The sequence below is a fragment of the Methylothermus subterraneus genome (genome assembly GCF_054656915.1).
Genome location: NZ_BAAHXK010000001.1, coordinates 140921 through 162602, shown reverse-complemented (window position 1 = coordinate 162602; position 21682 = coordinate 140921). Strand labels below are relative to the sequence as shown.

23 protein-coding genes are annotated in these 21682 nt (G+C 60.9%); 13 read left to right on the top strand and 10 right to left on the bottom strand.

Features of this window, described 5'->3' with window-relative positions:
- Positions 1-2: 2 nt before the first annotated feature.
- The 4 genes from ACYQ3M_RS00785 (at position 3) to ACYQ3M_RS00770 (ending at position 3847) form a co-directional block, all read left to right on the top strand.
- Positions 3-1664 (top strand): formylmethanofuran dehydrogenase subunit A, encoded by a 1662-nt coding sequence (locus ACYQ3M_RS00785; RefSeq protein WP_460034139.1) that lies wholly within the window; start codon positions 3-5, stop codon positions 1662-1664.
- Entirely contained in the window at positions 1661-2557 is an 897-nt protein-coding gene (gene fhcD, locus ACYQ3M_RS00780) for a formylmethanofuran--tetrahydromethanopterin N-formyltransferase (RefSeq protein WP_460034138.1), read from the top strand. Before ACYQ3M_RS00785 ends, fhcD begins: the two co-directional genes overlap by 4 nt.
- A 4-nt stretch (positions 2558-2561) precedes the next feature.
- Positions 2562-3368 carry a formylmethanofuran dehydrogenase subunit C gene (locus tag ACYQ3M_RS00775; RefSeq protein ID WP_460034137.1) on the top strand — a complete coding sequence of 269 codons (807 nt, stop codon included), beginning with the start codon at positions 2562-2564 and terminating at the stop codon, positions 3366-3368.
- 86 nt (positions 3369-3454) lie between these two features.
- Positions 3455-3847 carry a hypothetical protein gene (locus ACYQ3M_RS00770; RefSeq protein WP_460034136.1) on the top strand — a complete coding sequence of 131 codons (393 nt, stop codon included), beginning with the start codon at positions 3455-3457 and terminating at the stop codon, positions 3845-3847.
- On the opposite strand, the gene ACYQ3M_RS00765 is transcribed toward ACYQ3M_RS00770, so the two are convergent.
- Together ACYQ3M_RS00765 and ACYQ3M_RS00760 are read right to left on the bottom strand one after the other, a co-directional pair.
- Positions 3844-5181 carry a sigma-54-dependent transcriptional regulator gene (locus ACYQ3M_RS00765; protein ID WP_460034135.1) on the bottom strand — a complete coding sequence of 446 codons (1338 nt, stop codon included), beginning with the start codon at positions 5179-5181 and terminating at the stop codon, positions 3844-3846. The genes ACYQ3M_RS00770 and ACYQ3M_RS00765 overlap by 4 nt on opposite strands.
- Positions 5178-6788 (bottom strand): two-component system sensor histidine kinase NtrB, encoded by a 1611-nt coding sequence (locus tag ACYQ3M_RS00760; RefSeq protein WP_460034134.1) that lies wholly within the window; start codon positions 6786-6788, stop codon positions 5178-5180. Before ACYQ3M_RS00760 ends, ACYQ3M_RS00765 begins: the two co-directional genes overlap by 4 nt.
- 91 nt (positions 6789-6879) lie before the next feature.
- Here ACYQ3M_RS00760 and sucC point away from each other — a divergent pair, with 91 nt between their 5' ends.
- The gene (sucC, locus tag ACYQ3M_RS00755; RefSeq protein WP_460034133.1) at positions 6880-8049 is read left to right on the top strand and encodes an ADP-forming succinate--CoA ligase subunit beta; all 1170 of its coding nucleotides are present in this window, start codon (positions 6880-6882) and stop codon (positions 8047-8049) included.
- Positions 8046-8930 carry a succinate--CoA ligase subunit alpha gene (gene sucD / locus ACYQ3M_RS00750; protein WP_460034132.1) on the top strand — a complete coding sequence of 295 codons (885 nt, stop codon included), beginning with the start codon at positions 8046-8048 and terminating at the stop codon, positions 8928-8930. The genes sucC and sucD overlap by 4 nt, the downstream gene beginning before the upstream one ends.
- Here sucD and ACYQ3M_RS00745 read toward each other — a convergent pair.
- The gene (locus ACYQ3M_RS00745) at positions 8896-9600 is read right to left on the bottom strand and encodes a flagellar brake protein (protein WP_460034131.1); all 705 of its coding nucleotides are present in this window, start codon (positions 9598-9600) and stop codon (positions 8896-8898) included. The two genes, sucD and ACYQ3M_RS00745, sit on opposite strands and share 35 nt — an antisense overlap.
- A gap of 43 nt (positions 9601-9643) precedes the next feature.
- On the opposite strand from ACYQ3M_RS00745, the gene ACYQ3M_RS00740 reads away from it, so the two are divergent.
- Positions 9644-10375 carry an ABC transporter ATP-binding protein gene (locus tag ACYQ3M_RS00740; protein ID WP_460034130.1) on the top strand — a complete coding sequence of 244 codons (732 nt, stop codon included), beginning with the start codon at positions 9644-9646 and terminating at the stop codon, positions 10373-10375.
- Positions 10372-11178: an ABC transporter permease gene (locus ACYQ3M_RS00735; protein WP_460034129.1), complete on the top strand. Its 807-nt coding sequence runs from the start codon at positions 10372-10374 to the stop codon at positions 11176-11178. Before ACYQ3M_RS00740 ends, ACYQ3M_RS00735 begins: the two co-directional genes overlap by 4 nt.
- Positions 11179-11181: 3 nt before the next feature.
- Here ACYQ3M_RS00735 and trhA read toward each other — a convergent pair whose 3' ends face one another.
- Positions 11182-11751, bottom strand: coding sequence for a PAQR family membrane homeostasis protein TrhA (gene trhA / locus ACYQ3M_RS00730; protein WP_460034340.1), 570 nt, complete (start codon positions 11749-11751; stop codon positions 11182-11184).
- Here trhA and ACYQ3M_RS00725 point away from each other — a divergent pair.
- Complete coding sequence (locus tag ACYQ3M_RS00725; RefSeq protein WP_460034342.1) at positions 11693-11815, top strand: hypothetical protein; 123 nt, start codon at positions 11693-11695, stop codon at positions 11813-11815. The two genes, trhA and ACYQ3M_RS00725, sit on opposite strands and share 59 nt — an antisense overlap.
- Positions 11816-11846: 31 nt before the next feature.
- On the opposite strand, the gene ssb is transcribed toward ACYQ3M_RS00725, so the two are convergent.
- On the bottom strand, positions 11847-12314 hold the full coding sequence (ssb, locus tag ACYQ3M_RS00720; RefSeq protein WP_460034128.1) for a single-stranded DNA-binding protein: 468 nt from the start codon (positions 12312-12314) through the stop codon (positions 11847-11849).
- A gap of 2 nt (positions 12315-12316) precedes the next feature.
- Positions 12317-13699 (bottom strand): MFS transporter, encoded by a 1383-nt coding sequence (locus ACYQ3M_RS00715; protein WP_460034127.1) that lies wholly within the window; start codon positions 13697-13699, stop codon positions 12317-12319.
- 102 nt (positions 13700-13801) lie between these two features.
- Here ACYQ3M_RS00715 and uvrA point away from each other — a divergent pair, with 102 nt between their 5' ends.
- From uvrA to ACYQ3M_RS00700, 3 genes are read left to right on the top strand one after another with little or no spacing between them, the layout of a single operon-like run.
- On the top strand, positions 13802-16642 hold the full coding sequence (uvrA, locus tag ACYQ3M_RS00710; protein ID WP_460034126.1) for an excinuclease ABC subunit UvrA: 2841 nt from the start codon (positions 13802-13804) through the stop codon (positions 16640-16642).
- A 12-nt stretch (positions 16643-16654) separates the two neighbouring features.
- Positions 16655-18004, top strand: coding sequence for a DNA recombination protein RmuC (locus ACYQ3M_RS00705; RefSeq protein ID WP_460034125.1), 1350 nt, complete (start codon positions 16655-16657; stop codon positions 18002-18004).
- A gap of 10 nt (positions 18005-18014) precedes the next feature.
- The gene (locus ACYQ3M_RS00700; RefSeq protein WP_460034124.1) at positions 18015-18332 is read left to right on the top strand and encodes a hypothetical protein; all 318 of its coding nucleotides are present in this window, start codon (positions 18015-18017) and stop codon (positions 18330-18332) included.
- On the opposite strand, the gene ACYQ3M_RS00695 is transcribed toward ACYQ3M_RS00700, so the two are convergent.
- Genes ACYQ3M_RS00695 through djlA form a run of 3 tightly spaced genes read right to left on the bottom strand, consistent with a single transcriptional unit; the run spans position 18313 to position 20008 of the window.
- A complete protein-coding gene (locus tag ACYQ3M_RS00695) occupies positions 18313-18795 on the bottom strand; it encodes a YajQ family cyclic di-GMP-binding protein (RefSeq protein WP_460034123.1) in 483 nt (160 codons plus the stop codon). The genes ACYQ3M_RS00700 and ACYQ3M_RS00695 overlap by 20 nt on opposite strands.
- Positions 18796-18798: 3 nt before the next feature.
- Positions 18799-19128 carry a DUF6763 family protein gene (locus ACYQ3M_RS00690; protein WP_460034122.1) on the bottom strand — a complete coding sequence of 110 codons (330 nt, stop codon included), beginning with the start codon at positions 19126-19128 and terminating at the stop codon, positions 18799-18801.
- A gap of 40 nt (positions 19129-19168) precedes the next feature.
- Positions 19169-20008 carry a co-chaperone DjlA gene (djlA, locus tag ACYQ3M_RS00685; RefSeq protein WP_460034121.1) on the bottom strand — a complete coding sequence of 280 codons (840 nt, stop codon included), beginning with the start codon at positions 20006-20008 and terminating at the stop codon, positions 19169-19171.
- Positions 20009-20080: 72 nt separating this feature from the next.
- Here djlA and ACYQ3M_RS00680 point away from each other — a divergent pair, with 72 nt between their 5' ends.
- On the top strand, positions 20081-20971 hold the full coding sequence (locus ACYQ3M_RS00680) for a phosphoribosylaminoimidazolesuccinocarboxamide synthase (RefSeq protein ID WP_460034120.1): 891 nt from the start codon (positions 20081-20083) through the stop codon (positions 20969-20971).
- On the opposite strand, the gene radC is transcribed toward ACYQ3M_RS00680, so the two are convergent.
- Positions 20972-21646 carry a RadC family protein gene (gene radC / locus ACYQ3M_RS00675; protein ID WP_460034119.1) on the bottom strand — a complete coding sequence of 225 codons (675 nt, stop codon included), beginning with the start codon at positions 21644-21646 and terminating at the stop codon, positions 20972-20974. It abuts the gene before it with no gap.
- Between the last annotated feature and the right edge of the window lie 36 nt (positions 21647-21682).

Sequence of the window (21682 nt, the reverse complement as noted above, 5' to 3'; positions counted from 1 at the left end):
TTATGCTGATCAAACTTGCCGGCGGCACCGTGTACGATCCCCCCCGCCGCGTCAACGGCCGCGTCCTCGATCTGTATGTCCAGGATGGGCGCATCGTCGACCCCCCTCCTGGAGCCAAGGTCGATCAGGAATACGACCTGCGCGGCAAAGTGGTGATGGCCGGGGCCATCGACATGCATACCCACATCGGCGGGGGCAAAGTCAACTTGGCGCGCGTGCTGTTGCCCGAAGACCACCGCGCCGATCCGGTAGCGCGCACAAAGCTTTTGCGCTCCGGTTGCGGGCGGGCGGTTCCAAGCACGTTGACCACCGGCTACCGCTACGCCGAGATGGGCTTTACCGCTGCTTTCGAACCGGCGATATTGCCGATCAACGCGCGTCAGGCCCACATGGAGATGGCCGACATCCCGATCCTAGACAAAGGCGGCTACGTCCTGCTCGGCAACGACGACTTTTTCTTGCGCCTCCTGCGCGATGGCGCCGAGCAGTCGCAGATCAACGATTATGTGGCCTGGGTCTTAAACGCTACTCAGTGCATAGGCGTCAAGGTGGTCAATCCGGGCGGCATCAGCGCGTTCAAGTTCAACCAACGGGCGCTGGACTTGGACGAAAAGCACGCGTTTTACGGCGTGACCCCGCGCCAGGTGCTCAAGGCGCTGGCGCGCGCGGTCTACGAATTGGGCATACCGCACCCGCTCCACGTCCACGGCTGCAATCTGGGGGTGCCGGGCAACATCGAGACTACTTTGAAGACCATCGCTGGGGCGGAGGGTCTGCCCATGCATTTGACCCACGTCCAGTTCCACAGCTACGGCACCGAAGGAGACTTCAAGTTTTCCTCCGGGGCCGCACGCCTCGCCGAGGCGGTCAACGCCAGCCCCAACATCACCGTGGACGTAGGCCAAATCCTGTTCGGCCAGACCGTAACCGCCTCCGGCGACAGCATGCGCCAGCACGCCAACGCCCGCCACGCGCATCCTAAAAAATGGGTGTGCATGGACATCGAATGCGATGCCGGTTGCGGGGTGGTGCCGTTCAAATACCGCGATCGGAATTTCGTCAACGCCCTGCAGTGGGCCATAGGTTTGGAGATCTTCTTGCTGATCGACAACCCTTGGAAGGTGTTTCTGACCACCGATCACCCCAACGGCGCCCCGTTCACCAGCTATCCTCGCTTGATTCGCTTGTTGATGGATCGCGCGTTCCGCAACGAGCAGCTTTCCAGGTTGCATCCTGAGGCTCAGAAAATGACTACTTTGGCGAGCATCGAACGCCAATATTCGCTGTACGAGATCGCGATTATGACTCGGGCGGGCCCAGCCAAACTGCTTGGGCTGTCCGACCGCGGACATCTTGGGGCCGGGGCGGTGGCCGACATCACGGTGTACACGCCTAAAGAAAACAAGGAAGAGATGTTCGCCAAGCCCGACTACGTGTTCAAGGACGGGAAATTGGTGGTCAAGGACGGGCAGGTAGTGGAAGTCACCTGGGGCACCACTCATACCGTCAAGCCGGCTTACGATTCCCGCATCGAAAAGCCGCTTGCCGACTATTTCGATCGCTATCTCACCATGAAGCTCGACAATTTCGTCATCCGCGACGAAGAACTGGTAGAAGATGGGCGCGGCAGCATTACCGTGCATCCTGTGGGGGGAAATCGATGATCGTTAACGGCGTTGCGATCGACGACACCTTCGCCGAGGCCTTCCCCATGAAGGCGACGCGGCTGATCGTCACCGCCCACGACTTAAAATGGGCTTACCACAGCGCCCGGGCGATGACCGGTTTTGCCACCTCGGTGATCGGCTGCGGCTGCGAAGCGGGGATAGAGCGCGAGCTGTCGCCTGAGGAGACGCCGGATGGGCGGCCTGGCGTTTCGGTCTTGCTTTTCGCCATGGGAGCAAAAAGCTTGAGCAAACAGGTAGAAGTCCGCGCCGGCCAATGCGTGTTGACTGCGCCTTCTACGGCTTTGTTCGCCGGAATCCACGAGGGGACTCCTTTGCCTTTGGGAAAGTATATGCGCTATTTCGGCGATGGGTTTCAGATTTCAAAGCGCATAGGCGGGCGGCGATTTTGGCGGATTCCGGTGATGGACGGCGAATTTCTGGTCGAGGAGACGGGCTATATCGTCGATGCCATAGGCGGGGGTAACTTCCTTATCCTCGCTGCCTCCCAGCCTCAGGCGTTGGCGGCGTGTGAGGCTGCGGTGGCGGCGATCACCAAGCTTCCCAACGTGATCTTGCCGTTCCCCGGGGGCGTAGTGCGCTCGGGCTCTAAAGTGGGCTCTAAGTACAAAGGCCTTAACGCCTCTACCAACGACGCCTTCTGTCCTACCCTTAAAGGAGTGACGCGAACTCAGCTTTCGCCCGAGGTGGGGTCGGTGCTGGAGATCGTCATCGACGGCTTAAGCCGGCAAGACATCGAACGGGCGATGCGGGTCGGGATCGAGGCCGTCTGCGCGCTTGGGGTAGAATCCGGCGTCTTGCGCATCAGTGCCGGCAACTACGGAGGAAAACTGGGACCGTTTCATTTTCATCTGCACCAGATCGTGGCTTGACCTTATGCTGATTTTGACCTTGAAAGCCGAACCCAAGCAGCGGGTGGATATGTCGCCTTTGAGCGGAGCGGCCAAGTTGCGCCGTGACGAAATCGCCGCGCTTAGGCTTTGGTGTGGCAAGAGGACCTATCGGGTCGATGAGCTGTTCACAATCGAAGGGGAGGACGCCTCCAAGCTCGTCGTTCGCCAAGCAAGCGCCAAGCTCGACTACATAGGCAAGGACGCTGCCGAACTTGAGATCCTCGTGGAAGGCGATGCCGGCGCTTACTTAGGGATGGGGTTGAGGTCTGGGCGCATCCGTGTGACCGGCAACGTCGGCCCCTTGGCTGCGTGCGAGATGCGCGGGGGGTTGATTCAGATCGACGGCAACGCGGGGGATTTTTTGGGGGCGGCGTTGCCGGGCGACAAACGGGGGATGCGCGGCGGAATCGTGCTCGTGAAGGGGGACGCGGGTGATCGCCTGGCCGATCAAATGCGCGGCGGGATCGTATTGGTGGAAGGAAACGCAGGCGACTACTTAGCTTCACGGATGATCGCCGGCACCGTGGCGGTGATGGGTCAAGTGGGACGTTTTCCGGGATACGGCTTAAGGCGTGGGACGGTGTTGCTTTGGCACAAGCCGGCGGCGATCTTGCCGACTTTTGGCGATTGCGGGGTGCATAGCTTAAGCTTTCTGCCTTTGTGGTTTGCGGCTTTGAAATCTTTGGACAGCCGCTTTGCGGCTTTGGATGCGCCTTTTGCCCGGGTTCATCGCTACGGCGGCGACTTGGCTACTGTTGGCCGAGGGGAGATTCTCATCCGCGCGGTATAAAAGGCCCTTGTCTGCAACCTGACAGATCGGCTAGGCTTTAAACCCTTTATAACGATAAACTTCGACGCCAAGGGGGAGGATGCGTGATGACCACTTTTCTGGCTGGTATTTCGATCCTGCTGATCGTTTATATCGTTTATATTTTGATCACGGCTTTTTTGGGTGAGGGCGCTAAGGAATTTTACGCCAAGGTGATGGAGGCGCCGGTCGAGGCGGTCCCCGCTCAATTGCAAGCGGAAGCCGAAGCGCCGGCAGAGGAACTTGCCCAAGTCAAGCAGCTGCGCGATCCGATCAGCGGTGAGACGGCAGCCATCCCGACCAACTACCGCTTCGCCAAGCGCTGGATCAAGGAAGCCATGGTCCGGGAAGGCTTGCTCGACCGGGTGTACAAAAACGCGGAGCTTCAGGACGAAGCCGTCGAGCAAAAAGTCAAAGAAGCCTTCGAGCGGTTTAAGGGGCTGAAAAAATACTGGGCCTAGTCGATCCCCAATTTTTTTAGCCGATAGCGCATCGAGCGAAAGGTGAGTCCGAGTTTTTGCGCCGCGGCGGTGCGATTCCAGCGCGTCTGCTCTAAGGCTGCCAAGATGGCGCGCCGCTCGATTTGAGTCAGATATTCTTCTAAAGAGAATTTCCCGTTCGGGACGGCTTCGTGCGGAGGCAGGGCAGGAGCCGCGGCGGGAAGATTTAGGTCTTCCACCTCGATTTCTTGCCCATCGCATAGGACGGCCGCGCGCTCGAGAATGTTTTCGAGTTCGCGCACGTTGCCTGGAAATTCATACCGATTCAAGGCCTCCCACGCGCGGCGGCTCAAGGTTAGGCGTTCTAGCCCGTTTTCCCGGGCTAGGCGCGCCAAGATCCGCTCGACCAGCAGCGGGATGTCTTCGCGGCGCTGGCGCAAAGGGGGCACCTTCAGCTCGATGACGTTGATGCGGTAGAACAAATCCTGGCGAAATTTGCCTTCGGCTACGAGCTGTTTCAGATCTTTGTGGGTGGCGCTTAAGATACGCACGTCCACTGAGATTTCCCGCTCGGCGCCGATAGGGCGGATGGTTTTTTCCTGGATCGCCCGCAAGAGTTTGACCTGCAACCCCAGCGGAAGGTCGGCCACTTCGTCCAAGAACAAGGTGCCGCCGTCTGCCGCCTGAAACAAACCGATATGGTCGGCGACCGCGCCGGAGAAGCTGCCCTTGCGGTGGCCGAAGAACTCGCTTTCCATCAGTTCGGCAGGAATTGCGCCGCAGTTGACGGCGACGAAGGGCTTGTCGGCGCGAGGACTTTTGGCGTGGATGAGACGGGCGACCAGCTCTTTGCCGGTGCCGGATTCGCCGTGGATGAAGACCGGCGCCTGGGTGCGCGCCAATTTTACGATCTTGGCGCGGATCTCACGCATAGCCGCAGACTCCCCGAGCAACACGTCGCGCGAGCGTCGATCGGCCGGCCCGGGTTTGGCCAGCTGCAGGGCGGTAGCGACGAGCTTGCGCAAGAGCCGGAGGTCCACGGGTTTGGAGACAAAATCGTAAGCCCCCATTTTGAGCGCTTTGACCGCCGCTTCCATGTTGCCGTGGGCGGTGATGACGGCCACGGGGAGATTGGGAAAATGTTCCTGGATATGAGCCACCAAGTCCAGACCGTCCCCGTCCGGCAAGCGCATGTCGGTCAGGCACAGCTGGAAGGCCTCGCGGCTTAACCAGCGTTTGGCTTCCGCCAAGGTGGTTGCGGTGCGGGCTTGCACGTCCATCCGCGTCAGAGTCAGCTCCATCAGCTCGAGGATGTCGGCTTCGTCATCAACGATCAAGGCAGTAGGACAGCTCATAGTTCCACCCAAACTTGATCGGCGTTGGCGAGGATGAGGCGAAAACAACTGCCGTCCCTCCCGAATTCGTACTCTAGGTTGGCTTGGTTCAACTGCGCGAGTTCACGCGCGATGTACAGGCCAAGGCCGGTGCCGGTCGGAGAGGTAGTAAAGAAAGGTTCGAATACGTTTTGCACTTGTTCGGGGGGAATGCCGGGGCCGCGGTCGATGACCTCGATGCAAGGTTTTTGGGTCGGCTCGTGGCGGCGGAGCCGGAGGGTGATTGGCTCGCCCGCCGGCGTGCCGTATTGGAGCGCGTTTCCGCACAGGTTGCAGAGGATCTGCTTGAGTTGGCTCGAGTCTACGAAAGCGTTCAAAGTCGTCTTGGGCAACTGAAGATCGAACAACTTGGGGCGTTGGTTTTCCTCCTCAAATTCTAGACAAAATTGCGCCAGCCAGGGGTTTAAAGCCAGCCTCTCCCGGCGGGCGGCCTGGCGGCGCGACAGCTGCAAGACGTTGCCTACGATTGCGTTGACCCGTCGGCAGTGCTTCTGGACGATTTCTACCAAGCGCAGCTCCTGGGGTGTAAGGTTTTGGCTCTCGCCCAGCAATTGGCTGGCGTGGCTGATGGCGCTTAAGGGATTGCGAATTTCGTGGGCGATGCTGGCGGTCAGCCGGCCTAAGGAGGCGAGCTTGCTTTCTTGAACGCGCTGCTGGTGCAGGGCCTCGTCTTCGAGGAAGATCATGGTCAAGACCTCGCTTTGCATGGGCAGGCGGCTAAAGCGCACGTGGATGGGGCCGGAAGCGGTGGTCAAAGTCGCCGAGCTTGGCTGGGGGTGCGCCTGCCATTCTCTTAAGCGAGTGACCAGCGCCTCGGGCAGGTCAACAAGCGCCTTAGGTCTTTGCGGCAGCTTAAGAAGGCGTAGGGCGGAATCGTTGCACAGGCGCACGGTGAGGGTAGAATCGAGCACGAGGATCCCCGATTGCAGGTGCTGGACGATGAACTCGTTCAGTTGCTCGAGATTGGCCAGAGCCACTTTACGCCGGTCGGCAAGCAGCTGGCTTTGTTCCGCCCGCCCGGCCAGCACGACGGCCAGCCAGGCGATGGTAAAGTACGCGACCCCGAGCACGGCGGCGTAAGTGTAATGACTGGTCGCAAAAACGCCTTGTAAGTTGCCGATGCTTTCTAGGGCGAGCACGTCTAGGCTGGCCAAGGCGGCAAAGCCGAGGGCGCAACGTCCGCCGACGAGCAGCCCGGCAGCCACCACCGAAACGGCAAGCAGCACAGCGAATCCGCTCTCTAGCCCACCGCTCGCGTAAATGAGGAACGGAAGCAAGGCCAAATCCAAAAATACGTGCCCGGCCGCCTGCCAAGCGTAGGCAAGGCGCCATTTGAGGCAGGGCAAACTGGCGAAGGCGGTCAAGGCGTAAGCGCCAGCGCTTGAGAAAAACAATTGCGGATGCAGTTGGCCGAGCTGGCTTGGCCCCAAGCGCAGCTGAAACAAGCCCCAAAACAACGCGCCCAACGCCGTTTGATAGACGGCAAACACCGCAAGCAAGCGCCAGGCTTGGTCGGCCTGGATGCGGTGGTTGGAAAACGGGCAGGGTCTTAAGCTGGTCTCGGACATGGACTCGCCGAAATGCCCCGACTTGGCATAGAATAGTCCTAGAAGTTACAAAAGAAGTATAGCGGCATTTCCGAAAGGGCAGGTCGAGGCGGTGAATATCCACGAATACCAAGCCAAAGCGCTGCTTTATGAGTATCGCGTCCCGGTGCCTTTAGGCCAGGTCGCAAGGACTGCAGACGAAGCTCGGGCGGCGGCGTGGGCGCTCGGCGGTGGACCTTTCTTAGTAAAAGCGCAAATCCACGCCGGCGGGCGCGGCAAGGCGGGAGGCGTGGTGCTGGCCGAGACTCCAGAGGAAGTGGCGGAGATCGCAGGCAAGCTTCTAGGGAAGCGGCTGGTCACCCAACAGACCGGCTCCCAAGGGCTTCCCGTCGGCGCGGTGCTCGTAGAGCGGGCGACGGAAGTAGCGCGCGAGCTGTACTTGAGCTTGTTAATCGACCGCACGCGCGCGCGGGTCTTGGTGGTCGCTTCCGCCGCAGGCGGGATGGACATCGAGCAGATCGCGCGTAGCCAGCCGGAGCAAATCTTGAGTTTTGCCATTCATCCGGCCACCGGTCCCATGCCGTATCAAGGACGGGAGCTGGCGTTTGGCCTTGGGCTGTACGGCGAGCAGACAGGCGCTTTTGTGGCCTTGCTGGAGCGGCTGTACCGTCTGTTTGTGGATAAGGACGCAAGTCAAATCGAGCTCAACCCGCTGGCAGTGACTGCCGAGGGGCAATTGCTGGCGCTGGACGCTAAGCTCAATTTCGACGACAACGCCCTCTACGCCCACCCCGAGATCGCTTCCTTGGCCGATCCTAGCCAAGAGGACGAGAAGGAACGGCGGGCGCGCGAGCACGGTTTGAGCTATGTTGCCCTGGACGGGGAGATCGGCTGCATGGTCAACGGCGCGGGCCTGGCGATGGCGACCATGGACCTGATCAAGCAATGCGGCGGGGAGCCCGCCAATTTTTTGGACGTGGGCGGAGGCGCTTCGGCCGAGCGGGTGACGGAGGCATTCAAGATCCTCCTCGCCGACCCCAAGGTCAAGGCGATCTTGGTCAACATCTTTGGCGGGATCGTCCGCTGCGATCTGATCGCTCAGGGGATTTTGGCCGCAGTGCGCCAGATGCAGGTTAAGGTGCCGGTGGTGGTGCGTCTGGAGGGGACCGCAGCGGAGGTCGGGCGGGAGATTCTGGAACGGTCTGGACTGGCGATCATCCCTGCCGCCGACCTGTTGGAGGCGGCGCGCAGGGCGGTGGCGGCGGCGCGGGGGGAAGTATGAGCGTTTTGGTCGATCGCGCGACGCGGGTGATTTGCCAGGGCTTTACCGGCAAGCAGGCGACGTTCCATTGCCAGCAGATGTTGGAATACGGCACCCAGTTAATGGGCGGGGTGACGCCGGGGCGCGGCGGCCAGACCCACTTAGGGCTGCCGGTATTCGATACGGTGCGCGAGGCGGTGCAAGCCACTCTGGCTACCGCGAGCGTGATCTATGTGCCTGCGCCGTTTGCCGCCGATGCGATCTTGGAAGCGGCTGACGCCGGTATCCAGCTCATCGTTTGCATCACCGAAGGCATCCCGATCTTGCACATGCTGCGCGTCAAGGCGGCGCTCAAGGACTTCGATTGCGTTCTGATCGGCCCCAACTGCCCCGGGGTCATCACCCCAGAAGAATGCAAGATCGGCATCATGCCGGGTTCCATCCACCGGCGCGGATGCGTGGGCATCGTCTCGCGTTCCGGGACGCTGACTTATGAGGCGGTCTGGCAAACGACCCGCGCGGGGCTGGGTCAGAGCACCTGCATCGGGATCGGCGGCGATCCCATCCACGGGATGGGGTTCATCGATGCACTGGCCTTGTTCGAACAGGACCCCGAGACCCAAGGCATCATCCTCGTAGGGGAGATCGGCGGGCAAGAAGAGGAAGAGGCGGCCGAATACATCCGCCATCACGTCTCCAAGCCGGTGGTGGCGTATATCGCCGGGCGCACCGCCCCGCCGGGGCGGAGGATGGGGCACGCGGGGGCGGTCGTGAGCGGCGGCCGGGGTACGGCCGAGGCCAAAGTGGCGGCTTTGCGCTGGGCCGGGGTGGAGGTGGTGGACCTGCCTACCGAGTTGGGCGCGGCGCTCAAGGCCGCTCTGGCGTCCTCTGCCGGAGTTTGATCTGTTCTTGGTTGAGATAGCGCTGGATCCACGCCGCATAGGCCGGCTTGAGGTTCAAGAACGCGCCGCCGATGCGTTTGCCTGGGTTGAGCTCGAGGACCGAGCGGACCTCCAGGTCGAAAACCACCTCGCCCAAGCCGGGCAAGTGCAGGCGGCAGTTTGGGCAGATGCCGCCCACGCTCAGAGGGGCGTGGCCTTCGCGATCAAAGAGCCCTAGTCCGCCGACGCCGAGATCGATCACTTCGAGAGCCAACGTCGTGCCGTCGGGCAGGCCGACCGTGCAGCTTAGGGGCGAGGTTTTGGGCAAGATGAGGCGATAGAACCTGCGCTTTTGGGGATAATAAAGCGTTTCAGGGAAGCGGGCGCAAAACACCGGCTGGCCTTGCAACTTGGCTTCTGTGAGATGGGAGGCGGTGAATTTGACCTCGAGCCGGTCCAGTTTGGTCTGGCAAAACACCTTTTTCGCGGCGAGCGCGCGCCCGTTGAGGCGCGGATCGGGGCCATAGTCCAGGGCGATCCGCTGGCGTTCCAGGTCCACGAGCAGCAAGGCGGTGATGAAACTGGCGTGCTCGCTTTCAATCTGGGCGCTGATGAGCGCGCGCTGCTCAAGCAGCGCCCGTAAAATACGGGCGATTTCGGACGGGTTTTTGAGCAAAAACGCTTCGTACATTTTTTTAAATTTAGAGCGTACTTTCCGCATAAAGCAAGTACAGGTGAGCGAAGCGGTCATCGAGGTTCGAGATTTAAGCAAACGCTATGGGCAGGTTGTCGCTTTGGATGGCGTGTCGTTTACCGTCGCCCGCGGGCAGACCTGTGCTCTACTTGGCGGCAACGGCGCCGGCAAGACGACCACCTTGGCGATTCTGCTCGGTTTGCTATTGCCCACCTCTGGGCAGGTGAGGGTGTTGGGCGTGGACATGGTCCGCCACCGCTATCGCTCCTTGCCGCGGATGAATTTCACCTCGCCCTACGTGGATTTGCCGCATCGCCTGACGGTCTGGCAGAACTTAGACATTTATGGGCGGCTGTATGGGATGGTAAAGCGCCGGGCGAGGATTTTGGAGCTCGCCGAGGTTTTGGAGCTGACCGAGCTGCTTAAGCGGCCGTATGGATCGCTCTCCGCCGGCCAGAAGACGCGGGTGGCGCTGGCCAAATCGCTGCTCAACCGCCCGGAAGTCTTGCTCATGGACGAGCCGACCGCGTCTTTGGACCCGGATTCGGCCGAGCGCATCCGCGGCTATCTTCTAGATTACCGGCGCCAAAGCGGCGCCACTTTGCTCATCGCCTCCCACAACATGCTCGAAGTCGAGCGCCTGTGCGACTTTGTCTACATTCTGCGCCGGGGGCGGATTGCCGCTGCAGGGACGCCCAAGGCGTTGATCGAGCGCTACGGCCGGCGCAATTTGGAAGAAGTGTTTATCGAGATCGCGCGGAGCCGAGGGTGAATTCGGTCTTGGCCAGCATGAAACGGATCGCGGCTTTGCTCGTGCGCTATTTGTATCTGCTTAAAGGATCTTGGCCTCGGGTGTTGGAACTGGCGTATTGGCCCACGGTGCAAATGATTTTGTGGGGGCTGATCAATCAGTTTTTGGCTACGCAAAGCGCTTGGGTGGCGCAGGCGGCTGGGCTGTTCATCGCCGCGGTGCTGTTGTGGGACGTGCTGTTTCGCGCCCAGCTTGGGATCTCGGTGGTGTTTCTGGAAGAGATGTGGTCGCGTAATTTAGGCCAGTTGTTCGTGTCTCCGCTACGGCCGTGGGAGTGGATCGCGGCCTTGATGGCGATCAGCTTACTTCGCACCCTGATCGGCGTGGGGGCGGCGGCGGGATTGGCGATCGTGCTGTACCGCTATTCGATCTTCGCCATGGGGTTGCCGCTGCTGGCGTTTTTTGCGAATCTTTTGATTATGGGCTGGGCCATCGGCTTGGTGGTGATCGCTTTGATCCTGCGCTACGGTTTAGGAGCCGAGGGGCTGGCGTGGGCCTTGATCTTTGCCATCGCCCCGATCAGCGGCATTTACTATCCGGTTTCGGTGTTGCCGTCTTGGTTGCAGCCGCTGGCGCTTTCGCTCCCCGCCACCTGGGTGTTCGAGGGGATGCGGGCGGTGCTGCTCGGCAAAGGCTTTCTCTGGGATCATTTCTTTTGGGCGGTCGGCCTCAACGGGCTGTATCTGCTTTTTGGGGTAGGGGTTTGGGCGTGGGCGTTTCGCTTGGCCAGGCAGCGCAACCTTTTGCTGCAGCTTGGAGAATAACGGTTAAGAGACAACTGGCCGGCGGGTAAAAAAGAACCACCAGAACCCGAAGACGCCTGCCAGCACGGCGAGATGCATCAGTTCGTGGGGACCGACCACGCCGGCGATCACCTCCGGCCAGCGGGCGAAATCGGCGACGGCGCCGACGGTATAGGCCATCCCGCTCCAGACCAGGGGGACGATGAAACCTACGCCGTGGCGTCTTCCCAAAGCGACGATCGATCCTAGCCCTAACCATCCCAAGCTAAGGTACAGGGCAAGCCCTAAACCTTCGGGAATGTCGTCGAAAAACACCGCCTTGAGGACGACGCCGGCCAAGGCCAAGGCCCAGACGAGCAGCAGCGTTCCCCAACGCCCCAGCCAAGTGCTGAAGAACGCCGGTTGCAAAGGGGTGAAGCTGCCGGCGATGAGGATAAAGACCGCCGCGTGGTCTAAGCGCTGCAGCACCCGGTGGGCGATTCCTGTTTGCGCCAGCAGATGATAGACCCCGCTCATGGAGAGAAGAAAGACCGCGGTGAAAGAAAAGCACCACGTCGTCCACCGGTGCTTAGAGTTTCGCCATCGCCACCCCAAAACCGGCGCCAATCCGGCGAAAACCACCGCGCCGAGCAAATGGGTGAGGGAGCTGACCGGCTGAGCAAAGCCGGGAATCGGGTGGATTTGCAAAGCTAGAACGGGATGTCGTCGTCCTCGAAGTCGTCCAGGGTTTGGGGGGCAGGTTTGGCCGAAGCTTTAGGGGACGGTTCGGGCTTCCGATAAGCTTCCTCGGCCACCGGGGCGGAGGCGCCCGCTTCGCCGCGACTGCCTAGAAGCTGCATTTCCCGCCCGACGATCTCGGTGGTGTAGCGTTCCTGCCCGTCCTGGCCCTGCCACTTGCGCGTGCGGATGGAACCCTCGATATAGACCTGCCGGCCTTTTTTCAGATACTCGCCGGCGATCTCCGCCAAGCGCCCAAACAGCACCACCCGGTGCCATTCGGTGCGCTCCTGCATCTCGCCGGTCTGCTTGTCCTTCCAGGTTTCGTTGGTGGCCACGCTCAAGACGGCCACCGCTTCGCCCGAAGGCAGGTAGCGAACGTCCGGATCGGCGCCTAGATGGCCGACGAGGATGACTTTGTTGATGCCGCGTGTTGCCATTTTCAATTCTCCGCGAGTGTTGTTTCAGGTTCTTCGGTAAAACGGCGCAAAAGCGCTTCCAAGCGCCCAAGGTCCAAGTGCTTTTCTTCGACTTTCAAGTAGGCTAAGCGTTCGTCCGGAACCACCACCACCTCGATCACCCCAGGCAATCTGCGTAAGGAGTAGGCTAAGGAGGCGGCGCGTTGGGGGTCGGCCAGAGCGACGGGGATGAGCAGGCTTTTGACCGGACGCGGTGGGGTCATTCCCAAGGCGAGCAGCAGCCACAGGCAAGCGGCGCCAGCCGCAAACCAGAACACCGCCTCCAAACCGAAGCGGCCGGAAAGCACGCCGCCTAGAGCCCCGCCCAAAAAAGCGCCAAAGAATTGGCACGTCGAGTACACGCCTAAAGCCGTACCTTTAAGGTCCACCGGCGCGAGTTTGGAGATCAGCGAGGGTAACAGCGCTTCCAATAAATTAAAGCCGGTAAAAAAAACCACGAGGCTTAACGCGATGCCGTAGAGTTCTTCATAAAAGTGCGCCAAACCTACTTCGGCCAAGATAATGAGGGCTATGCCGAGAAGGAAGACGGCTTTCATCTTTTGGCGCTTTTCCGCTGCGATCACCAGGGGCACCATGAGGACGACCGCCGCCGCCATGGCCGGCAAGTAAAAATAGCTGTGCTGGAAGGTGGGCAGATGCGCGCGCAGCGCCATCGGCAGAGCCACGAAAGTGGCGGTGAGGATGGCGTGAAGACTTAAGATGCCAAAATCCAAGCGCAGCAGCTGCGGATCGGTCAGCACCTTGCCAAAACGCGTCGGTTGCACCTCCGCATCGCGGTGAAAACGCGTTTGGATGGGATTGGGGACCAGCGCAGCCAGGAGGACCAGCCCAAGCAGCGCAAGCCCCGCCGTGGTCCAAAACAGACCGGCAAGACCCAACCAATGCCCGAGCATCGGCCCGGCGATCATGGAGACGCCAAAGGAAAGCCCGATGCTGACGCCGATCGCGGCCATCGCCTTGGTGCGGTGCTCCTCGCGGGTCAGGTCCGCCACCAGCGCCATCACCGCCGCAGCGATCGCACCCGAGCCTTGCAGGACGCGGCCGACGATCACCTGATAGATGGAAGCGGCGCTGGCGGCCACGACGCTGCCCGCGGCAAATAAGCACAACCCCACGGCGATCACGGTTTTGCGCCCGATTCGGTCGGACCAAAGACCCAAGGGGATCTGCAGCAACGCTTGAGTGAAACCGTAGGCGCCAATCGCCAGTCCGATCAATTCCGGCTTGGCGCCTTCAAGACCGCCGGCGAGTACGGAAAACACCGGCAAAATGAGAAACAGCCCCAGCATCCTAAAGGCGAAAATCAACGCCAGCCCAAGGACGGCGCGTTTTTCGGTAGGGCTCATCGGCCCGGATTCTAAGATTGGTGGCAACGCTTCCCCCTTTGCCTTAAGTTTGAATCCATCTATAGTATCAAGTTCTTCGGAGGCTTGACATCCTGAAATCTTATGGACGCTATCCGCATTCGCGGCGCCCGCACCCATAACCTCAAGAACATCGATCTGGACCTGCCGCGGAACAAGCTCATCGTCATCACCGGCCTGTCGGGTTCGGGCAAGTCTTCGTTGGCGTTCGACACCCTCTATGCCGAAGGCCAGCGGCGCTACGTCGAGTCGCTGTCGGCCTATGCCCGCCAGTTCCTTTCGGTAATGGAAAAGCCCGACGTGGACCACATCGAGGGTCTGTCGCCGGCGATCTCGATCGAGCAAAAATCGACTTCCCACAACCCGCGCTCCACCGTCGGCACCATCACCGAAATCTACGATTACCTGCGCTTGCTCTACGCCCGGGCAGGAACGCCGCGCTGCCCCGATCACGGTTTGTCGCTGGAGGCTCAGACCGTCAGCCAAATGGTCGATGCGATCTTAGCGCAGGAGTCAGACAGCCGCTGGATGTTGCTCGCTCCGGTGGTGCGCGGGCGCAAAGGGGAACACGCCAAGCTCCTTGCCGAGCTCAAAGGGCAGGGCTTCATCCGCGCCCGCATCGACGGGGAAGTGTATGAATTGGACGATCCCCCGAAGTTGGATCTGCGCAAAAAACATACGATCGAAGTCGTGGTAGATCGCTTTCGCGTCCGCCCGGATTTGGCCCAGCGCCTGGCCGAATCCTTAGAAACGGCACTCAAGTTGGCCGGTGGGATAGTCACGGCGGTCGCTATCGACGATCCAGGCAAAACTTTAACGTTTTCCGATCAATACGCCTGCCCGGAGTGCGGGTACGCTTTGGAGGAACTGGAACCTCGCCTGTTTTCCTTCAATAACCCCAAAGGCGCTTGCCCGGGTTGCGATGGGCTCGGGGTCAAACACTATTTTGATCCGGCCAAGGTGGTCCAGCATCCCCATTTGAGTTTGGCCGACGGCGCGATCCGCGGCTGGGACCGGCGCAACGCTTACTACTACGCCTTGATTCGTTCCTTGGCCGACCACTACGGCTTTGATCCAGAGGCGCCGTTTGCGGAATTGCCCCCCAGGATCCAGGAAGTCATCCTGTATGGCAGCGGCTCAGAGGCCATCGCTTTGCGTTACTTCGGCGGCGGGCTAAGGCGCCAGCCTTTCGAGGGCGTCCTGCCAAACTTGGAGCGGCGCTACCGCGAGGCCGAATCGAGCACGGTGCGCGAGGAGTTGGCCAAATACCTTTCGGCCAAACCTTGTCCCGAATGCGGCGGAGCCCGGCTGAATCGCGCCGCGCGCCACGTATTTGTGGCCGACAAGAGCTTGCCGGAACTTACCCGCCTGCCGGTCCGGGAGTGCCTTGAATTTTTCGAGCGTTTGACGCTGCCTGGCTGGCGGGGTCAGATCGCCGCGAAGATCGTCCAGGAAATTCAGGCGCGGCTTAAGTTTTTGGTCAACGTCGGCCTCGATTACCTGAGTCTGGACCGCAGCGCCGACACTCTCTCCGGCGGCGAGGCCCAGCGCATCCGCCTGGCGAGCCAGATCGGCGCCGGGCTGGTGGGAGTGATGTACGTTTTGGATGAACCCTCCATCGGCCTCCACCCGCGCGACAACCGGCGGCTACTCGACGCCCTCTTGCGCCTGCGCGATTTAGGCAACACGGTGATCGTGGTCGAGCACGACGAGGAAGCGATCTTGAGCGCCGATCAAGTGGTGGACATCGGCCCCGGCGCCGGCATCCACGGCGGCCGGGTGGTGGCGCAGGGAACGCCAGGGCAGATTATGGCGAGCCCGGCTTCGCTCACTGGCCGCTATTTGGCAGGCCTTGAGCGCATCGAGGTGCCGGCGGTGCGCAAGGCGCCCGATCCTGCGCGCCAACTGGTGATCCGCGGGGCGCGCGGCAACAACTTGAAAGCCATCGATGTGGCTTTTCCGCTGGGGTTATTTACCTGCGTGACCGGAGTTTCCGGTTCGGGCAAGTCCACCCTGGTCAACGATACCTTGTATCGGTTTGCGGCGCGGGCGTTAAACGGCGCGGCCACCGATCCTGCTCCTTGCGATGGGATCGAAGGCTTGGAGCACCTGGACAAGGTCGTGGACATCGACCAGAGCCCCATCGGCCGCACCCCGCGCTCCAATCCGGCCACATACATCGGCCTGTTTACCCCGATCCGCGAGCGCTTCGCCGCCACCCCCGAGGCGCGCGCCCGCGGCTATCCCCCGGGACGCTTTAGCTTTAACGTCCGGGGCGGACGCTGCGAGGCGTGCAAAGGCGACGGAGTGATCAAAGTGGAGATGCACTTTCTGCCTGACGTCTACGTCCGCTGCGACGTGTGCAAGGGCAAGCGCTACAACCGCGAGACTTTAGAGATTCGCTACAAGGGCAAGACCATCCACGAAGTGCTGGAAATGACGGTCGAGGAGGCGCTGGCCTTCTTCGAGGCGGTCCCGGCGGTGGCCGACAAGCTCAAGACCTTGATGGACGTGGGCCTGGGCTATATTACTTTGGGCCAGAACGCCGTGACCCTGTCCGGCGGCGAGGCACAAAGGGTGAAACTCGCGCGCGAGCTGTCGCGCCGCGATACCGGACGGACTTTGTACATCCTCGACGAACCGACCACCGGCCTGCACTTTCACGACATCAAACAACTGCTTGGCGTGCTGCACCGCCTGCGCGATCGCGGCAACACGGTGATCGTGATCGAGCACAACTTGGACGTGATCAAGACCGCCGATTGGATCATCGACCTTGGCCCAGAGGGCGGCCAGGGCGGCGGCCAAGTCGTCGCCCAAGGGACGCCCTGGGAAGTGGCGCAGTGCGCCAGCTCGCATACCGGCAGATTTTTGCGGCCTAAGCTGGAAGGGGAAGGTCACCTGGCCAAAGTGGCCGAAAGATAAAGGAGGAGCAAGGTGGGGGAAATTTGGCTCTGGTGGGGGATAGGAGGGGTGCTGTTTGGGTGGCTGACGGCGTTGCCGCTGGCTGTCTTCAGTCGCCAGACGCTAAGACGCGAGCGCGATCGCTTGCAGTTTGAGTTGGAGCAGGCGCGCCTGGAGCTTCAGCGGCTTGGCCAAGTGCAAGCCGAGCGGGAGCAGTTCAGGACCCAAGCGGCGGTGCTCGAGGAAAAGCTCGCCCAAGAAACCCGCCGAGTGCAGGAAACCCAGGCCTTGCTCGAGCGCGCCGAAGCGCGCCTGGCCGACACCTTCAAAGCCCTGTCCAAAGACGTGCTCGAGCAAAATAACCGCTTGTTTCTCGAGCAGGCGGAGCAGACGTTTTTGCGCTTTCAGGAAAGCGCCCGCCACGAGTTGGAAAAGACGCAAGGGGCGGTGGAGGATTTAGTCAAACCGATAGGCGAATCTTTAGGCAAAGTAGAGGCGGCTATTAGCGAGGTGGAAAAAGCTAGGATCGGCGCGTACGAGGCGCTCAAGCAACAGCTCGACGAACTGCTCAGAACCCATCTGCCCAGCTTGCACAAGGAAACCCAGAGTCTGGTCCGCGCGCTGCGCCAGCCGGCTGCCCGGGGCCGCTGGGGGGAGGTGCAGCTTAGGCGGGTGGTGGAGATGGCCGGAATGGTGGCCTATTGCGACTTTCAGGAACAGCTTGCCCCCGGGGAAGGACGCCTGCGGCCCGATCTGATCGTGCATTTGCCGGGCAAGCGGTCGGTGGTGGTGGACGCCAAAGCGCCGCTGGAGGCTTATCTCAAGGCCGTAGAGGCCGAGGACGGCGAGGAAAGCCGGCGTCATCTTACTGAGCACGCCAGGCAGCTCAAGCGCCATATCGATCAGCTTGCGCACAAAAGCTACTTCGACCAGTTCTCGCGGGCGCCGGAGTTTGTGGTTTTGTTTATTCCCGGGGAGGCTTTTTTCTCCGCTGCCCTCCACGCCGATCCGAACCTGATCGAGCACGGGGTAGAAAAAAAAGTCATTCTCGCCAGCCCCACCACTTTGATCGCCTTGCTCAAGGCGGTGGCCTACGGCTGGCAGCAGGAAAAAGTGGCGCAAAACGCCGAGCAGATTGCCCGCTTAGGCAAGGAGCTTTACCAGCGCATCGCCAAAGTGGCCGAATATTGGCAAGAGACGGGCAAACATCTTGAGAAAGCGGTAGAGAGCTATAACCAGGCGACCCGCAGCCTAGAAACGCGGCTTTTGCCCACCGCGCGCAAGTTTCAGGAACTGCGCCAGGGGGATGCTGAGCCGTTGGTGGAGCTGAAGACGATCACGCAGCGGGTGGCCGAGTTGCCCCCGTTTGGGGCCAAACAGTAAGGAGGCAGACATGGGGCGTTTTGAAGAGAAGACCCCGATCCGGCTGCAAGCGGAGCAAGTCCGTTGTATCCGTCAGGCGGTGGCCGAGACTTTCGGCGAAAGGGCAAGGGGGTATCTGTTCGGCAGCCGTACCGATCCGACCGCGCGGGGGTTCGATTTAACCGAGGAAGATTGGATGCAGCTTCGCGGGCTACGCAACGCCATCGCCCATGAATATCCAGACAGCGCTCACGAAATCGCCCAAGCGGTCAATGAGCTTTACCGGTGGCTGCCTAAGGTAAGGGGCTGGCTAAAGCGAATGCAGGTTTTTAGTCGCGAAAGTTGGTAAACTGCAAGGGCAAATCCAGCTTAGCCTCTTTGAGCGCGCGAATCACCGCTTGCAGATCGTCGCGCTTTTTGCCCGACACCCGGATTTGATCGCCTTGGACGCTGGCTTGGACTTTAAGCTGGGTGTCTTTGATGAGCTTGATGATCTGTTTGGCGTGCTCGTGGTCTATGCCCTGGCGCACGATGATCTCTTGCTGCGCCGCCTGGCCGCTGATTCTGGGCGCGCCGATCGCCAAACACGCAAGGTCCACGCCGCGCTTGGCCAACTTGAGCTGCAGGATGTCGAGCATCTGCTTGAGCTGGAAGTCGGTCTGAGCGTTGAGGGTGATTTTGTCTTCGGCCCAGACAAAGCGTGCCCCCGAGCCTTTGAAGTCGAAGCGGGCAGCGACCTCCCGGTTGGCCTGGTCCACAGCGTTAGCGACCTCGTGGCGGTTGACTTCGGAGACGACGTCAAACGACGGCATGCGCTATTCTTCTTCCTCGTGGAAGGTGTCTTCATCGCCCTCGGCGGGGAAGCTGTCCTCGCTCCATTCTTCCTCGCCTTCTTCCAGGCCCATTTCGGAATATTCGATGTCTTCCGGCTCGACGTCGTCCAACGGTCCCGTCCAGTCCTCGGGTTCTTCAATGGCCTCCAAATTCATCTCTTGCCAGGCGTCTAGATCGATCTGGTCCACGCTGCCGTCGAAATATTGGACTTCGACGATTCCCGCCTCGTCGTCGACGACCAGGACTTCAAATTTCTGCCCCGTGTCTAGGTCCAGGTACCAGTTGCCCTCGATCGGATCCAAATCGCTCATGAGTCGTTCTCCGGGTAGATAGTTGTGGCGGTTATTTTACTCAAGCCTTACGCCGTTGACGATGGGCTTGGATGATTTCGTAGGCTTTGCGGATCCGTTGGGTCTTTTCGGTGGCGATTTTGACCATCTCCTCGGGCACCCCTTTGGCCACCAGCTTGTCCGGATGGTGTTGGCTGATCAAGCGGCGGTACGCTCTGGTGACTTCCGCATCCGATGCCTGCGGGGAGACGCCTAAGACGGCGTAAGCGTCGGCCAGCGACGGGGTGGGGCGAGGGGAGGGCGCCTGGCGGTGACTCGAGCCGGAACGATATTGCGACCCGGCGCGGGAGAAGCGCAGCTGCGCCTCCGTAAAGGCCTTGAGCGCTTGAAACTCCAGACGGGAGATTGCAAGCCGTTGGCAAATGCGCAGGAGCAATGCCTCTTCGGCGGGGTGCAGGCTGCCGTCGGCGTAAGCCGCTTGCAGTAAAATTTCCAAAAACAGCCGCAGCAGGGGAGAGTGGCGCCCCACTTCACGGCAGAACTCATCTAAAGCGGCCTCCAGGGAGAAGCTTGGGGATTTGCCCTCGCGGAACAAGCGGATCGCAAGCTCGCGCAGATCTGGGGACAGGTCCATGCGATCCATGATCTGACGGGCGAGGTCGATTTCCGCCTCGCTGACTCGGCCGTCGGCTTTGGCCAGGTGTCCCATGACCGAGAAAACGGCGGTGAAAAACGCCATCTGGACGCGTTGCTGGCGGCCGGGAGTAAGACGGGGGAAGAAGGCAACGTTTTCCATCCCGCGGTCGAATTGATGGCCGAGGGCGGCTCCCAAAAGCGCCCCCACCGGCCCGCCTACCATAAAGCCGAAAGCGCCGCCGAAAACCTTGCCTAACCAAGCCATGCCGTGCGTTTGAGCTTGTCAAATTGGGGAAAAAAACTCATTATTGCACTTTCAAGCCTGCGAAAAAATCGAATGCCACCTAAAACCTTGTTTAAATCCCATCTGACCAGTTTGAAGCTCCTTAACCGCGGCAAGGTGCGTGACCTCTACGAGATCGACGCCGAGCGGCTGTTGATCGTCACCACCGACCGCCTGTCGGCGTTTGATGTGGTTTTCCCCGACCCCATCCCCGGCAAAGGTCAAATATTGACCCGGCTTTCCAACTTTTGGTTCGCGCAAATGGCGGACCTTCTTCCCAACCATCTTGTGGCCCTGCCTTTGGCCGAGGTATTGCCCGATCCGACCGAGCGCGAGCAGGTTGAAACCCGGGCGGTGGTGGTCAGGCGCCTTACGCCGCTGCCGGTGGAAGCGATCGTGCGCGGCTATTTGATCGGCTCCGGCTGGCGGGACTATCAGCGCACCGGCAAGGTCTGCGGGATCGCGCTCCCTGCGGGCCTTGAGCTTGCGGACAAACTCCCTGAACCGATCTTCACGCCGTCTACTAAAGCGGCGCAGGGCAGGCACGATGAAAACATCGATTTTGCCCGCGTGGTCGAACTGCTCGGTCGGGACCTGGCCGAACAGGTACGGTCGGCCAGCCTTGCCATCTACGCCAAGGCGGCCGAGTACGCGCGCGCGCGTGGCATCCTCATCGCCGATACCAAGTTCGAGTTCGGTCTGGATCGGGCAGGGCGGTTGTATTTGATCGACGAACTCTTGACCCCGGATTCTTCTAGGTTCTGGCCGGCCGACCGGTATCGGCCTGGGATCAACCCGCCCAGTTTTGACAAGCAATACGTGCGCGACTTCGTGGAAGCCATAGGCTGGAACAAACGACCGCCCGCGCCGCGCTTGCCTGCGGAGGTCATCGCTCAAACCGCAGCCAGGTACCGGGAAGCCGAGCGGCGGCTGCTCGGGGAGTAGCTACAGCAGGCCGTGCTCGGCGAAAGAATACGTTTTGCCATCGCCGACGATGACATGATCCAGCACTCGGATATCGAGCAGCGCCAGCGCGTCGCGCAGGCGTTGCGTAATGGCTTGGTCGCAGGCCGAGGGTTCGGCCATCCCGGAAGGATGGTTGTGGGCGAAGATCACCGCCGCCGCGTTCAGGTCCAAAGCCCTTTTGGCCACCTCGCGAGGGTAAACGCTGGCCCCATCCACGGTGCCGCGAAACAGCTCTTCGTAGCGGATGACGCGGTGGCGGGTGTCCAGGAACAAGGCGGCGAACACCTCGTGCGGATAATCGCGCAGGTGGTGCAAGAGAAAATCCCGCGTCAGAGCCGGCGAGGTGAGGGCGTCGCCACGCTCTAGGGTCTCGCGCAGGTGGCGTCGGGCCATTTCCAAGGCGGCCTGGAGCTGGACGTACTTGGCGCTGCCTAAGCCTTTGCATTGGGTAAAGCGGTCCGGGCCGGCCTCGAGCAAGGCGCGCAGCGAGCCGAAATGGGCGAGCAAATCGCGGGCCAGATCGACCGCGGTTTTGCCTTTTACCCCGGTGCGCAGGAAAATAGCCAAAAGTTCGGCATCCGACAGCGCCTTTGGGCCTTGCGCCAGGAGCTTTTCGCGGGGGCGTTCGGATGCAGGCCAGTCGCGGATTGCCATAGTTTTCCCTACCACAGCTTAGGTTTAACTATAGTC

Coding starts and splice junctions, on each gene's coding strand:
- ACYQ3M_RS00680 (WP_460034120.1), top strand. CDS start 20,081: ATGCCACCTAAAACCTTGTTTAAATCCCATCTGACCAGTTTGAAGCTC.
- uvrA (WP_460034126.1), top strand. CDS start 13,802: ATGGACGCTATCCGCATTCGCGGCGCCCGCACCCATAACCTCAAGAAC.
- radC (WP_460034119.1), bottom strand. CDS start 21,646: ATGGCAATCCGCGACTGGCCTGCATCCGAACGCCCCCGCGAAAAGCTC.
- ACYQ3M_RS00770 (WP_460034136.1), top strand. CDS start 3,455: ATGACCACTTTTCTGGCTGGTATTTCGATCCTGCTGATCGTTTATATC.
- ACYQ3M_RS00745 (WP_460034131.1), bottom strand. CDS start 9,600: ATGTACGAAGCGTTTTTGCTCAAAAACCCGTCCGAAATCGCCCGTATT.
- ACYQ3M_RS00690 (WP_460034122.1), bottom strand. CDS start 19,128: ATGAGCGATTTGGATCCGATCGAGGGCAACTGGTACCTGGACCTAGAC.
- ACYQ3M_RS00715 (WP_460034127.1), bottom strand. CDS start 13,699: ATGAGCCCTACCGAAAAACGCGCCGTCCTTGGGCTGGCGTTGATTTTC.
- ACYQ3M_RS00785 (WP_460034139.1), top strand. CDS start 3: ATGCTGATCAAACTTGCCGGCGGCACCGTGTACGATCCCCCCCGCCGC.
- sucD (WP_460034132.1), top strand. CDS start 8,046: ATGAGCGTTTTGGTCGATCGCGCGACGCGGGTGATTTGCCAGGGCTTT.
- ssb (WP_460034128.1), bottom strand. CDS start 12,314: ATGGCAACACGCGGCATCAACAAAGTCATCCTCGTCGGCCATCTAGGC.
- ACYQ3M_RS00775 (WP_460034137.1), top strand. CDS start 2,562: ATGCTGATTTTGACCTTGAAAGCCGAACCCAAGCAGCGGGTGGATATG.
- ACYQ3M_RS00765 (WP_460034135.1), bottom strand. CDS start 5,181: ATGAGCTGTCCTACTGCCTTGATCGTTGATGACGAAGCCGACATCCTC.
- djlA (WP_460034121.1), bottom strand. CDS start 20,008: ATGGCTTGGTTAGGCAAGGTTTTCGGCGGCGCTTTCGGCTTTATGGTA.
- ACYQ3M_RS00700 (WP_460034124.1), top strand. CDS start 18,015: ATGGGGCGTTTTGAAGAGAAGACCCCGATCCGGCTGCAAGCGGAGCAA.
- ACYQ3M_RS00695 (WP_460034123.1), bottom strand. CDS start 18,795: ATGCCGTCGTTTGACGTCGTCTCCGAAGTCAACCGCCACGAGGTCGCT.
- fhcD (WP_460034138.1), top strand. CDS start 1,661: ATGATCGTTAACGGCGTTGCGATCGACGACACCTTCGCCGAGGCCTTC.
- ACYQ3M_RS00760 (WP_460034134.1), bottom strand. CDS start 6,788: ATGTCCGAGACCAGCTTAAGACCCTGCCCGTTTTCCAACCACCGCATC.